The 13,838-nt window shown below is 38.7% G+C and carries 10 protein-coding genes and 1 pseudogene; all 11 read left to right on the forward strand.

The annotated features are described in order from the left end of the window. Nucleotides 1–81 precede the first annotated feature (81 nt). Nucleotides 82–1,644: pseudogene (locus AC2CGN_RS19975) on the forward strand (3'-5' exonuclease); the annotation flags it as partial. A 14-nt stretch (nt 1,645–1,658) separates the two neighbouring features. Further along, the gene (gene ligA, locus AC2CGN_RS19980; protein WP_429989515.1) at nt 1,659–3,662 is read left to right on the forward strand and encodes an NAD-dependent DNA ligase LigA; all 2,004 of its coding nucleotides are present in this window, start codon (nt 1,659–1,661) and stop codon (nt 3,660–3,662) included. A 137-nt stretch (nt 3,663–3,799) separates the two neighbouring features. Beyond that, the gene (locus AC2CGN_RS19985) at nt 3,800–4,933 is read left to right on the forward strand and encodes a CamS family sex pheromone protein (RefSeq protein WP_286924749.1); all 1,134 of its coding nucleotides are present in this window, start codon (nt 3,800–3,802) and stop codon (nt 4,931–4,933) included. Between the two features lie 262 nt (nt 4,934–5,195). Next, nucleotides 5,196–5,483 (forward strand): Asp-tRNA(Asn)/Glu-tRNA(Gln) amidotransferase subunit GatC, encoded by a 288-nt coding sequence (gene gatC, locus AC2CGN_RS19990; RefSeq protein ID WP_054772107.1) that lies wholly within the window; start codon nt 5,196–5,198, stop codon nt 5,481–5,483. Between the two features lie 24 nt (nt 5,484–5,507). Continuing rightward, nucleotides 5,508–6,971 (forward strand): Asp-tRNA(Asn)/Glu-tRNA(Gln) amidotransferase subunit GatA, encoded by a 1,464-nt coding sequence (gene gatA, locus AC2CGN_RS19995; protein ID WP_484515825.1) that lies wholly within the window; start codon nt 5,508–5,510, stop codon nt 6,969–6,971. Between the two features lies 1 nt (nt 6,972). Continuing rightward, nucleotides 6,973–8,400 carry an Asp-tRNA(Asn)/Glu-tRNA(Gln) amidotransferase subunit GatB gene (gatB, locus tag AC2CGN_RS20000; RefSeq protein ID WP_286924751.1) on the forward strand — a complete coding sequence of 476 codons (1,428 nt, stop codon included), beginning with the start codon at nt 6,973–6,975 and terminating at the stop codon, nt 8,398–8,400. 429 nt (nt 8,401–8,829) lie between these two features. After that, a complete protein-coding gene (locus AC2CGN_RS20005; RefSeq protein ID WP_484515827.1) occupies nt 8,830–9,390 on the forward strand; it encodes a thioredoxin family protein in 561 nt (186 codons plus the stop codon). A 94-nt stretch (nt 9,391–9,484) separates the two neighbouring features. Further along, nucleotides 9,485–10,408 (forward strand): diacylglycerol kinase, encoded by a 924-nt coding sequence (locus AC2CGN_RS20010; RefSeq protein WP_283869688.1) that lies wholly within the window; start codon nt 9,485–9,487, stop codon nt 10,406–10,408. Between the two features lie 607 nt (nt 10,409–11,015). Further along, nucleotides 11,016–12,362: a cytochrome ubiquinol oxidase subunit I gene (locus tag AC2CGN_RS20015; RefSeq protein WP_369593846.1), complete on the forward strand. Its 1,347-nt coding sequence runs from the start codon at nt 11,016–11,018 to the stop codon at nt 12,360–12,362. Next, nucleotides 12,359–13,384 (forward strand): cytochrome d ubiquinol oxidase subunit II, encoded by a 1,026-nt coding sequence (locus AC2CGN_RS20020; RefSeq protein WP_484515829.1) that lies wholly within the window; start codon nt 12,359–12,361, stop codon nt 13,382–13,384. Before AC2CGN_RS20015 ends, AC2CGN_RS20020 begins: the two co-directional genes overlap by 4 nt. A gap of 12 nt (nt 13,385–13,396) precedes the next feature. Beyond that, nucleotides 13,397–13,519, forward strand: coding sequence for a cytochrome bd oxidase small subunit CydS family protein (gene cydS, locus AC2CGN_RS20025; protein WP_286924756.1), 123 nt, complete (start codon nt 13,397–13,399; stop codon nt 13,517–13,519). Nucleotides 13,520–13,838 lie beyond the last annotated feature (319 nt).

A 13,838-nucleotide genomic window follows, 5' to 3' on the forward strand; every position in this document is an offset into this window, starting at 1 on the left:
CGCCGTATGAGGGGAAACCCTCACGTACGGTGTGAATGGGGGGAAAAGCAGGAGATTACTTCAAATGCTTACCTATCCATATCCAATAAATCCCAGTACTTACTTGTGCAGTTATTGGCTAAAAAATTTAAAAACATTTGTGTTGTAGGGGATTCAGATCAATCAATTTATCGTTGGCGTGGGGCAGACATTGGTAATATCCTGTCCTTTGAAAAGGATTATCCAAATGCCAAGGTCATTATGCTTGAACAAAATTATCGTTCAACAAAACGCATCCTAAAAGCAGCAAATGACGTCATTCAAAATAATACAACACGTTACCCAAAAGAACTGCGTACAGAAAATGCAGATGGTGAAAAAATCGTCTTGTACAAAGCGTATAACGAGCAAGAGGAAGCACAGTTCGTTATACAAACAATCCAACAGCTTATGAAAAAAGATAATCGCTCATTCGATGACTTTGCGATTTTATATCGTACAAATGCTCAATCGCGTGTTATGGAGGAAGTTCTTGTTAAATCCAATATAGCTTATCAAATTGTTGGTGGTACAAAGTTCTATGATCGTAAAGAGATTAAGGATTTGTTGGCTTATTTACGTCTGATTGCCAATAATGATGATGATTTATCGCTCGCACGTATTATTAATGAACCAAAGCGTAGTATCGGTGCTACCTCCTTTGAAAAAATGGCGCGCTACGCAATTGAACAAGATCGTTCAATTTTTGATGCTATGAATGACCTTGTGTTTATGGGGCTATCAGGCAAGGCTGCAAATTCAGCAGAGCAATTCTATGCGATGATTAAAGGCTTTACAGAGATGCAAGAATATTTATCGGTTACAGAAATGGTAGAGCAGGTGATCGAAAAATCTGGTTATCGAGCTATGTTACAAAATGAAAAAACCATTGAAGCAGAAAGCCGTTTAGAAAATATTGAAGAATTTTTATCAGTCACAAAAGCATTTGAAGAGCGTAGTGATGATAAGAGCTTAATAGCCTTCCTAACAGATTTAGCGCTTATAGCAGATATTGATGCATTAGATAAAGATGATACATCCAAAGGCAATATCATTTTAATGACAATGCATGCCGCAAAGGGTTTGGAATTCCCTGTTGTCTTTATCATTGGAATGGAAGAGAATATTTTCCCACATTCTCGTTCACTTGATGATATGGATGAAATGGAAGAAGAGCGGCGTTTAGCATATGTTGGCATCACGCGTGCAGAGGAGCGCTTGTATTTGACATGTGCACAAAGCCGAACGATTTTTGGTCGTTCTAGTTATAACAATGCCTCTCGTTTTTTACGTGAAATTTCAGAGGATATTATTGAATCTATTTCCAAGGGTGGCTCTAACCCTGAAGTTCCGTTTACAGCTAGTAACCGTTCAGCAGGTAATTATCAAAGGCGAACACTTGGAGACATTCAAAGAACGAAACCTGCGACCGCCCGTTTACAAGCAACAGGCGGAGACCAATTTGGCTGGAAGGCTGGAGATAAAGCCGTCCATAAAAAATGGGGAACAGGTATGGTTGTCAGTGTAAAAGGTGAGGGTGATAGTACCGAGCTAGATATCGCTTTTCCACAGCCAATTGGCATTAAGCGATTACTTGCACAATTTGCACCTATTGAAAAAGCGTAAGCGGAGGAACTAAAATGAACGAAATTGAACAACGCATTGCAGAATTAAATAAATTACTGCATGAATATGGTCATGCATACTATGTGTTGGATCAACCTATCGTAGCAGATAGTGTCTATGATCAATTATTACATGAGCTTATTGCGCTAGAGGAAGCAAATCCCTCATTAATTTATCCAGATTCACCGACCCAACGAGTTGGTGGCGCAGTAGTAGAGGGCTTTAAAAAGGTAACGCATGATTTTCCTATGCTAAGCCTTTCTAATGCTTTTAATGAAGCAGATTTACGAGAGTTTGACCGAAAAGTGCGCCAAGCAATTGGTGATCACTTTTCCTATGTTTGCGAGCTGAAAATCGATGGTCTTGCCATTTCCTTGAAATATGAAAATGGTGTTTTTGTACAAGGAGCAACAAGAGGAGATGGCGTTGTAGGAGAAGATATTACAACGAACTTAAAAACGATTCGCGCGATACCTTTGCGTTTAAAGGAGCCAATCACAATAGAGGTGCGTGGTGAGGCTTATATGCCAAAGAAATCCTTTGAAGCATTAAACGCTCAGCGTGCTGATAATGGTGAGGAGCTGTTTGCTAATCCTCGAAATGCAGCTGCTGGCTCTTTACGTCAGTTAGATCCTAAAATTGCTGCAAGTCGTCAGCTATCAACATTCATTTATGCTATTGGCGGAGATGGTGAAGTATATGGCATCGATGGTCATGCAGAGATGCTTGATTATTTAGAGGGGCTAGGTTTCCCTTCCAATAAGGAACGTCAACGCTGTTCAACGATTGAGGAAGTATTAGCCTTTATCGATAAATGGACAGAAAACCGTTCGAATTTAGCTTATGAAATTGACGGCATCGTTATTAAGGTGGACCGTTATGCTCAGCAGGATGAACTAGGATATACAGCAAAAAGTCCTCGCTGGGCAATCGCTTATAAATTCCCTGCTGAGGAAGTAGTGACAACCTTACTCGATATTGATTTAACAGTTGGACGTACAGGTGTTGTAACGCCGACTGCCATTTTAACGCCTGTTCAAGTAGCGGGTACGACAGTTCAGCGTGCATCATTGCACAATGAAGATTTAATCCGCGAAAAGGATATTCGTATAGGGGATACAGTCATCATCCGAAAAGCTGGTGACATTATTCCACAAGTTGTAGGAGTGCTACTGGAGCAACGACCTGAAAATTCAGTGCCTTACGAGATGCCTAAAAATTGTCCGGTCTGTGATAGTGAGCTGATTCGTATCGAGGGTGAAGTAGCATTGCGCTGTGTAAATCCTGCATGTTTTGCACAAATTGCTGAAAGCATTAAATACTTTGTATCACGAAATGCAATGAACATTGATGGTCTGGGTGACAAAGTTGTTGAGCAATTATTGCGTGCGGATTTAATTCATGATGTATCAGATTTATATCATTTAACCGTTGAACAACTTGTTGAGCTTGAACGAATGGGTGAAAAATCAGCAACAAATTTGGTGCATGCTATTCAAGCCTCAAAGGAAAATTCAATGGAGCGCTTATTGATTGGACTTGGGATACGACATGTTGGTGAAAAAGCTGCAAAAATAGTGTCCGAAACATATGGAACGATGGAGGCAGTGATGGCAGCAACAGAGGAGCAGCTAGTTGAAATTTATGAAATTGGCGATAAAATGGCTTCTTCTCTTGTCGAGTATTTTTCAAATGAGGATGCACGTGCAGTAATTGGTCGTCTAGCGGAAGCAGGCGTCAATATGATGTATAAAGGTAAAAGGGTAGAGGTAACTGTAGGAGATAATCCTTTTGCAGGTAAAACAATTGTCTTAACTGGTAAACTTGAGCAATTGACACGTAACGAAGCAAAGGCGAAAATAGAAGAGTTAGGTGGAATTGTTACAGGGAGTGTCAGCAAAAAAACAGATCTTGTCATCGCAGGGGCTGATGCTGGTTCTAAACTAACAAAAGCTGAGCAGTTAGGTATTGAGGTTTGGAATGAGGACAGCCTGATTGAACAACTCAACCTCGTTTAACAATTTAGATGTAACTTGATGTATTGTCTTAACAGCTTTGACAGAAAGCTAAGGCATTTTAATTGCATATGCCAGCTTTCTGTTCACATAAGTACAGATTCATCAAAATTGAATTTCAGTAAAGGAGTATTAAAATAATGAAGTCATTTCGACTCATTCCAGCAATGATCGCTGCTACAATGCTAGTCGGCTGTGTACCTACTAAGAAGGACACAGAGCTTACACAGGAGACACAAAAGGAAAAAGCGGAAACAACAATTATTCCAAGCTTCAAGATAGATGAATCCTATTACAAGCTGCTAACACCCTACAAAGAAAGTGCTAGTAGAGGTTTGGTAGTTTCTAATATTTATACAAAATATGATATGAAGGAAGTAGAAACAGGCCTGATGCGCCTTTCTCAGAATGAGTTTGACACAGAAAATTTTTTCTTCCAGGAGGGTCAATATTTAGCTAAAAGCACTGTGACTAATTGGCTGAAGCGTAGTTCTCAAGAAAAGGATGGTTTAAATCCTCCAGCAACGGAATCTATGCCAGCAGAGGAACGTGCAAAAAAGGCACCCATTTATTTATCGCATATAGTTGAGCAGAATTATTTAACTAAAACAAAAGATAATAAAGTGAAATTAGGTGGAATTTCGATAGGACTTTCATTAAACTCTATTTATTATTATCAAAAAGTAAAATATGGGGAGTATTATGAGGAACCAATACCAGAATCAGCACTTGTTGAACAAGGGAAGAAAATGGCTTCTGAAATTGTTTCTCGTTTAAGAGATCGTGAAGAATTGAAAGATGTCCCGATTGTAGTAGGCTTATTTAAACAGAAAGCTAATAATGATATTATTCCAGGGACATATTTTAGCTATGGCGTTGCAAAAGCTGGACAAAATGATGTAGCTGATTGGCAAGCGATTGATGAAGAATATGTCCTATTCCCAACCGATGAATCGAAGGATGTTTATCGAGAGGATAGCAATAACTTTAAGAAATTTAAACTGGATATCGATCAATATTTTTCTAACTATACGAGTGTGATAGGAACAGGCTTCTACCAAAATAAAGAAATTCAAAAGCTAAAAATTGAAGTACCCATTCAATTCTTCGGTCAAGCAGAAATTATTGGTTTTACCCAATATCTAACTGGTGTTCTCATGAATTATTTCGGAAATACCAATGTTGAGGTAAGCATTACTTCGATAAACGGCCCAGAGGCGTTAATTATTAAGAAATCGAATGATAAAGAACCTTATGTGCATATCTATGAATAAAATATAGTCAGCTCTGCGCTGGCTATATTTTTATGTATTCATCCAAAGAAAAGCTATAAAGTGAAGGGATAGAAATAATGAAGAAATGGTTACACCTATAAGAGACAACACTCTGTCATAGTAGTGAAAGTTTCTATATTTTTGGTGAAAGTTGTGATTTTTAATAGGAAAAATGTTATGATTATTTGTATGGTTAACTTTATTCAACCCTATTGTTATCAAGAAAAACAATGATTTGAATGTGTATTCGGAGGTGTGGAAAATGGCAAAATTAACAAAAGAGGAAGTTAAGCACGTTGCAAATTTAGCACGTCTTGCTATATCAGAAGAGGAAGCAGAAAAATTTGCTGAACAGCTTGGTAAAATTACAGACTTCGCAGAGCAATTAAACGAGCTAGATACAACGAATGTTGAACCAACAACTCACGTGCTACCACTAGTAAACGTAATGCGTGAAGATGTGGCAACAAAAGGCTTAGACCGCGAAGTAATGATGTTAAACGTAAAAGAACAAGAAGATGGTCAAGTAAAAGTACCAGCTATCATGTAATACTAAAAAATAGGAGGATTCCTCATGACGTTATTTGAACGTTCAGCAAAGGAGCTACAAGCTGACATTAAAGCGGGTAACTTAACTATCGCTGATTTAACAAAAGAAGCATATGAACGAATTGCCAAGCTTGATGGCGATGTACAAGCCTTCCTTGCTTTGAATGAAGAAAAAGCAACTGCACAAGCAGCTGAAATGGACAAAGTACCATTTGAAGAGCGTGGACCACTTTTTGGCCTTCCTATCGGTGTGAAAGACAACATCGTAACAGAAGGCTTAGAAACAACATGTGCTTCTAAAATTCTAGAAGGCTTTATGCCAATATATGATGCAACTGTAGTAAAAAAGCTACGTGATGCCGGAATGGTAACGATCGGTAAACTAAATATGGATGAGTTCGCAATGGGGTCTTCCAATGAAAACTCATACTATAAAACAACAAAAAATCCTTGGAACTTAAACCACGTACCAGGTGGTTCTTCAGGTGCATCTGCCGCAGCAGTAGCAGCAGGGGAAGTACCATTCTCGCTTGGTTCTGATACGGGTGGTTCTATCCGTCAACCAGCAGCTTATTGCGGTGTGGTGGGGATGAAGCCTACATATGGTCGTGTATCGCGTTTTGGACTAGTAGCATTTGCATCTTCTTTAGATCAAATCGGACCAATTACACGTAATGTTGAAGACAATGCTCTTTTACTTGAGGCAATTGCAGGTTTAGATCCTAATGATTCAACGTCTGCAAACGTAGAAGTACCAAACTATGCAGCAGCACTAACTGGTGATGTCAAAGGCTTACGCATCGCTATACCAAAAGAATTTCTTGGTGAAGGTGTTGGTGAAGCAGCACGTCAGTCAGTTCTAGATGCGTTAGAAGTATTAAAAGGCTTAGGTGCTACAGTAGAAGAAGTCTCACTTCCTCACTCTAAATATGCACTGGCGGCTTACTATATCTTATCTTCTTCTGAAGCGTCCTCGAACCTTTCTCGATTTGACGGTATCCGCTATGGTTTCCGCGCAGAAAACGTTACAAATTTAATGGACCTTTATAAAGAAACACGTGCTCAAGGCTTTGGGGATGAAGTAAAACGTCGTATTATGCTTGGAACTTACTCATTAAGTGCTGGTACGTATGACGCTTATTACAAAAAAGCACAACAAGCACGTACATTAATTAAAGCAGACTACGACAAAGTATTTGAAGACTTTGACGTAATCATTGGGCCTACATCTCCAACACCGGCATTCAAAATTGGTGAAAACGTAGATGATCCTATGACAATGTATGCAAACGATATTTTAACAATCCCAATGAACTTAGCGGGCGTACCTGCCATTTCAATTCCTTGTGGCTTTGAAAATGGCCTACCACTAGGTTTACAAATTATTGGTAAATACTTCGATGAAGCAACTATTTACCGTGTAGCTCATGCTTTTGAACAAGCAACGGAGTTCCATAAACAAGTTCCTCAAATGTGGGAGGGAAAATAACATGAACTTTGAAACAGTCATTGGTTTAGAAGTACACGTTGAGTTAAAAACAAACTCAAAAATCTTCTCTCCAGCACCAGCTCATTTCGGTGCTGAACCAAATACAAATACAACAGTTATTGACTTAGGATATCCTGGTGTCCTACCAGTTCTTAATAAAAATGTGGTAGATTTCGCAATGCGTGCAGCTCTTGCATTGAACATGGAAATCGAGCAAGAAACGAAATTTGACCGTAAAAATTACTTCTATCCAGACAATCCGAAAGCTTATCAAATCTCACAATTCGATAAACCAATCGGTAAAAACGGCTGGATTGATATTGAAGTAGACGGCTATACAAAACGTATCGGTATTACGCGACTTCATATGGAAGAGGATGCTGGGAAGCTTTCACATGCTGGTGACCACTCATTAGTTGACTTTAACCGTCAAGGTACACCACTGGTAGAAATCGTATCTGAGCCAGACATTCGTACACCAAATGAAGCCTATGCATATCTAGAAAAATTAAAATCCATTATCCAATATACAGATGTATCAGACTGTAAAATGGAAGAAGGTTCACTACGTTGTGACGCTAACATTTCAATACGTCCATATGGTCAAGAGGAATTTGGAACGAAGACAGAGCTTAAAAACCTTAACTCCTTCAACTTTGTTCGTCGTGGTTTAGAGCATGAGGAGTTACGCCAAGCAGATGTTCTTCTTTCTGGTGGTGTTATCGAGCAAGAAACGCGCCGCTTCGATGAAAAAACAGGTAAAACAATCCTTATGCGTGTAAAAGAAGGAACAGACGATTATCGTTATTTCCCTGAGCCTGACTTAGTTCGTCTTTCTATTGATGACGCATGGCTAGAGCGTGTAAAATCAGAAATTCCAGAGCTTCCAGATGCACGTAAAAAACGTTACGTTGAAGAATTAGGCTTAACACCATATGATGCAGGAGTTCTTGTTATTTCAAAAGAAATCTCAGACTTCTTCGAGGCAATGGTAGCTAACGGTGCAGATGCTAAGCTTTCTGCCAACTGGTTAATGGGTGATGTTTCTGCTTACTTAAATGCAGAGCAAAAGGATCTTAAAGACACTGCTTTAACGCCAGAAAATCTTGCTGAAATGGTGAAATTAATCACTGATGGTACAATTTCTTCTAAAATCGGTAAAAAAGTGTTTGCCGAATTAGTTGAAAATGGAGGCTCCGCACAAGATATCGTCAAGGCAAAAGGTTTAGTTCAAATTTCTGATGAAGGTGCATTACTTGCGATTGTTACAGAGGTTCTTGACAATAATGCACAATCAATCGAAGACTTTAAAAATGGTAAGGATCGTGCTATCGGCTTCTTAGTAGGTCAAATTATGAAGGCTACAAAAGGCCAAGCAAACCCTCCAATGGTCAATAAATTATTACAACAAGAAATTGCAAAGCGTTAAAAAAAGATGGTGCTAGGCTAAGCCTTAGTACCATCTTTCCTTTTTATAGTTTGGCTTACACTTAATTTTCATCCAGATCAAGTGAAGAGCGATACAATTGCCGAGCATTAAGTTAAATTTTCGATAATCGTTGCAAGTGTTGCCACTTCGTAGATCTTGTGGTAAATAAATATCGTCCCGTTTTTCAATCATCACAACAGAAATTTATACCTCATCTTTTATCTACCGCTTATGTACGATGTTCTATAATATAATAGCTTATCTATAAATTATAGGTTATAAATAAAGAAGTTCATTATTTTTATCTTTATTCAGTAAAAGACTCCCACCCCTACAGGTGTGAAATTGATAAAGCTTTACAGTTGTCTAAAAAGAGTATTCATAGCAAAATATAGAATAGAAAATAAAAACATTAGGGGGATACCAACGATGAAAACAGAGCAACAATATTTTAATGAAGCAATATCAATTCAGCAATATATGGATAACATGACAACGCTAAAAGAGGAGAGCTTTCGCATTTATGATGGCTTTGAAGTGCCAACAAATGATGGCTTTGTCGAGCTGCTAAAAGACAAGCATCCTAAAATTTTAACAATTACAGAGGATTGGTGTGGTGATGCTATGCTAAACAATCCGATTATTCGCCGAATTGCAGAAGCGGCAGGCCTAGATATGCGTGCTGTACTACGTGATGAGGATACAGATTTAATTGATCGCTATTTAACAAATGGTGGTCGCGCTATTCCAATTTATCTTTTATTAGATGATGCTGAACAGGTTATCGGCAAATGGGGACCTCGTGCACCACAATTACAGGAACTAGTAGTGAGCAAACGAGCAGGGCTACCCGATAAAGAAGATCCTACATTTGAAGATGCTCAAAAGGCATTATATGCAGAAATTCGTGAGGAAAATATAACGAATCAATCCTATTGGACATTTGTTTATGAAGATTTTAAAAAACAAGTGACATCAGTTTTGAAGTAGTCAAATTAAGAGGCATCTGCTATTTATACGGTGCAACATTTCGGCGAATAATTCGTTGAATGAAATAGAATCTTATGAAGCAGGAAGGTATGTTATGAAACGAGCAAGAATCATTTATAATCCTACATCTGGACGAGAGGTATTTAAAAAGCATCTACCAGAAGTATTGGAAAAACTAGAGGTAGCAGGCTATGAGACATCTTGTCATGCAACAACTTGTGAAGGCGATGCAACCATTGCGGCAAAAAATGCAGTAGAACGTGGCTTTGATATCATTATTGCAGTTGGTGGGGATGGCACATTAAATGAAGTTGTTTCAGGTGTGAGCCCATTCGAAAAACGTCCAAAAGTTGGTTTAATTCCGATGGGCACAACAAATGACTTTGCCCGTGCAGTGCATATACCCCGAAATATTGAAGATGCTGTCGATATTATTATAAAGGGTGATACGTTGCCAGTGGATGTAGGTTTATTAAATGGGGAACGCTATTTCATCAATATTGCTGCTGGTGGTCGCATTACCGAGTTAACCTACGAAGTACCAAGCAAAATGAAAACAATGCTCGGGCAGCTAGCTTATTACTTAAAAGCAGTAGAAATGATTCCATCCCTCAAGGCTTCTCACATGCGTATTGAATATGATGGTGAGGTTTTCGATGGCGATGCAATGATGTTTTTATGTGGTTTAACAAATTCAGTGGGTGGCTTTGAAAAGCTTGCACCAGACGCAAGCATCAATGATGGATACTTTACGTTATTAGTATTGAAAAAAGTAAGCCTCCCTGAATTTATTCAGCTAGCCGCAATGGCTTTAAGAGGCGAGCATTTAAATGATGATCGAGTAATTTATAAAAAAGCTAGTGTGGTAAAAGTGACAACAGAAGATGAAATACATCTAAACCTAGATGGCGAATATGGTGGAGATGCACCTGCCACGTTTGAAAATCTAAAACGCCATATTGAAATTTTTGTACCACTTGCAGATATTCGTGAGGAAGATCGTATTTTAATTGAATAAATAAACCAAGGAGCTTTCTTGTGCTTAATCCAGTGCAAGAAAGCTTTTCTTTTGATTTTAAGTGTGATTGATTAATTGGAGGCTCAATTTGGATATTCTTCGCTCAATGGTGAAAGAAAGAGCTTAACAAGAGTACTGGACCGTTTAATAGTGAGAGCAAGCTTAAAAAGAGATGATCCTGCCCGATAGTCAAAGGAAAACGTTCAAAAAACCATGCTATTCATTAACGGATTTAAATTACTTAAGTTTCAATTTTTCATCTAATTATGGTTCTGAAAAACCGCTCAATAATTTAGTGTTAATTCCCATAAATGGGTTAAAATTCATGGTGATCATTGATTGTGAATGAATTAAGAAAAATGTTTGGCAAATGTGCGTATATTACTTGAACAAAATTTGAAACCTTTATAATAGGCTGAAATTTCGGTCCGTTTTAAAGGTTTTTTTCGTTGTAATAGTGGAAAATGGGGGTATAGCTAAGGGAAAGGAAGTGTTGCCTTTGTATAAGTCACAGGAAAGAAAGCTCATTTGGCTAAGCTTCGGTGTTGCAATTATCATGCTACTTTCCATTCTAGGAAGAATATTTGGAAGTTAGGGGGGCAATGAGATGATTAATGAATCAGCAGTCTTTTGGAGTAGAGCATTAACAGAGCTAACATTATCGTTCCATATTATTTATGCAACGATTGGTGTGGGTGTCCCGTTAATGATTATGATTGCTCAATGGACTGGGTACAAAAAGAACGACGAGCATTATATTTTAATGGCAAGACGCTGGGCACGTGGTTTTGTTATTACTGTGGCAGTCGGTGTAGTAACAGGGACTGCAATTGGCTTACAGTTATCTTTATTATGGCCAAACTTTATGCAGCTTGCTGGCCAAACAATTGCGCTACCACTCTTTATGGAAACGTTTGCATTTTTCTTTGAAGCCATCTTCTTGGGAATTTATTTGTACACATGGGATCGCTTTGATAGTCAGAAAAAGCACATGTTGCTACTAATTCCTGTAGCTGTTGGTGCATCTATGTCCGCTGTGTTTATTACGATTGTCAACGCATTTATGAACGCACCACAGGGCTTTGATATTGTAGATGGGCAGCTAGTGAATATCCAACCATTTTTAGCAATGTTTAATCCAGCAATGCCAACAAAGGTAGCTCATGTTCTTGTGACAGCCTATATGACATCAGCATTTGTCTTAGCAGCAATTGCAGGATACCGTATGCTTCGAGGTTCTAAGCATGTGTACCATAAAAAATCATTATTATTACTGATGAAGATTGGCCTGATTTTCTCTATTGCAGCCGCAATTATCGGAGATTTTTCAGGAAAGTACTTAGCAGAATATCAGCCAGAAAAATTAGCAGCAGCTGAATGGCATTTTGAAACAGAAGATAAAGCTTCCCTTATACTTTTTGGTGTGTTAGATGGTGAGGAAGTGAAATATGCCATAAAGGTTCCATATGCCCTTAGTATTTTGGCTTATAATAATCCAACTGCAGAGGTCATTGGCTTAGACCAATTTGCAGAGGAAGACCGTCCCCCTCTGTATATTCACTATCTCTTTAATATTATGGTGTTTATCGGCATGTTCATGGTGCTTGTTTCACTGCTCTACGTACTGGGGAAAGCACGTGGCTGGCAATTTATCCACACACGTTGGTTTAGATGGGTTATTGTCGCAGGAGGACCACTTTCTATCATTGCTATTGAAGCTGGCTGGTGGCTCGCAGAAGTTGGACGACAACCTTGGATTTTATATGGTTTAATGCGAACACCAGAGGGAGCAACTACAAGTGATCATGTAGATTTAATGATGCTATTATTTACTGGTGTATATGCTGTATTGGCAATAGGGAGTATTGTGGTTTTGGTTCGTATGTTCAAAAAGAATCCAATTGAACGTGAAATTGAAGATCGCCATTCTGAAAAAGGCGGTGATTTCCTATGACATTAGAGATTTTAGGTATATCAGTACTATGGATTTTCCTATTCGGCTATGTCATTGTAGCTTCGATTGATTTTGGAGCAGGCTTCTTTAATGCCTATAGTCTACTCATTGGGAAAAATCATATTTTAACAAATATTATTAAGCGTTATTTATCACCTGTTTGGGAAGTGACGAATGTCTTTTTAGTATTTTTCTTTGTTGGGATTGTAGGATTTTTCCCACAAACAGCCTTTTATTATGGAACGATTTTACTTGTGCCAGTTAGTATTTCACTTGTGCTCCTTGCAATACGAGGCTCCTACTATGCGTTTGAATCATACGGCTCGCGGGGACATATTGGATACACACTGACATATGGTGTAGCAGGCTTACTTATCCCAGCCTCTCTATCCGTAGTATTTGCGATTGCTGGTGGGGGATATGTTGACATTGTAAATGGGCAGCCCGTCTTAAATTATTGGACGCTCTACACAAGTGCTTTTGCCTGGAGTATTGTCGTTTTGAGCATAGCTGCTGTACTTTATATTTCAGCTGTATTTTTAACATGGTATGCCCATAAAGCAAAGGATAAGGAAGCCGCAAATCTAATGCGAAAATATGCGCTTATCTGGGCCGCACCTTTAATGGTTAGTGCGCTTGGCATTATGTATGAAATGAAAGCCATCAACCCAGAGAGCTATAATCATATGGTTGATTTATGGTGGCTCTTTGCCATTTCAGCAGTACTATTTATTATTACGGTACTATTAATAGCGATGCGAAAAAATTATGGTCTGGCTGTAGGACTATTGATTGCCCAATTCGCAGTAGCATTCTTTGCCTATGGTATCGCACAATATCCATATTTACTGTACCCATATTTAACAATTTATGATAGCTTCACCAGCACTCAAATGGCGATTGCACTCGTGATTGCATTTATTTTGGGATTATGTCTGCTTATTCCATCACTATTTTTATTGCTAAAGTTATTCTTATTCAACAAAAATTATGTGACAGGAAAAGAAGACAATCATGCATAGGAGGAAAGAATAATGGAAAAGTTTCTTATGTTTTATGCGCCATTTATTGTAGTAATTCTAGGAATTATCGCTGCGTTTTGGTGGGCACCCAAAGATCGTCATATAGCAAAAGAACAGGAAGAGAGTCGCGAATAGCGGCTCTTTTTTCTGCAGAGTAGGGCTGATTAGATCTGTTCAGTTAAAGGAAAGAAGAATTGCTCATGTTAGAGAAAAAACTGCTCGGGCAAATAGGAGAACCGCTCAGGGTGAAGGGAGATCTGCTCGGGTTAAGGGGAGAATCGCTCAGGTAGGAGAAAAAACTGCTCAGGCCAAGAGAAGAGTCGCTCAGGTAGGAGAAAAATTCGCTCGGGTCAAGAGAAGAACCGCTCAGGTAACAGAAGAAACTGCACAGGCAAAGAGTAGTTCCGCTCATCTCACAGATATATCTACCCAGATAAATTACGCCAATCTGATT

Source organism: Lysinibacillus sp. DFXJR4 (genome assembly GCF_057196045.1).

Excerpts from the sequence above, each read along its gene's own strand:
- gatC (WP_054772107.1), top strand. The coding sequence starts at position 5,196 with ATGGCAAAATTAACAAAAGAGGAAGTTAAGCACGTTGCAAATTTAGCA.
- AC2CGN_RS20020 (WP_484515829.1), top strand. The coding sequence starts at position 12,359 with ATGACATTAGAGATTTTAGGTATATCAGTACTATGGATTTTCCTATTC.
- AC2CGN_RS20015 (WP_369593846.1), top strand. The coding sequence starts at position 11,016 with ATGATTAATGAATCAGCAGTCTTTTGGAGTAGAGCATTAACAGAGCTA.
- AC2CGN_RS19985 (WP_286924749.1), top strand. The coding sequence starts at position 3,800 with ATGAAGTCATTTCGACTCATTCCAGCAATGATCGCTGCTACAATGCTA.
- AC2CGN_RS20005 (WP_484515827.1), top strand. The coding sequence starts at position 8,830 with ATGAAAACAGAGCAACAATATTTTAATGAAGCAATATCAATTCAGCAA.
- cydS (WP_286924756.1), top strand. The coding sequence starts at position 13,397 with ATGGAAAAGTTTCTTATGTTTTATGCGCCATTTATTGTAGTAATTCTA.
- ligA (WP_429989515.1), top strand. The coding sequence starts at position 1,659 with ATGAACGAAATTGAACAACGCATTGCAGAATTAAATAAATTACTGCAT.
- gatB (WP_286924751.1), top strand. The coding sequence starts at position 6,973 with ATGAACTTTGAAACAGTCATTGGTTTAGAAGTACACGTTGAGTTAAAA.
- gatA (WP_484515825.1), top strand. The coding sequence starts at position 5,508 with ATGACGTTATTTGAACGTTCAGCAAAGGAGCTACAAGCTGACATTAAA.
- AC2CGN_RS20010 (WP_283869688.1), top strand. The coding sequence starts at position 9,485 with ATGAAACGAGCAAGAATCATTTATAATCCTACATCTGGACGAGAGGTA.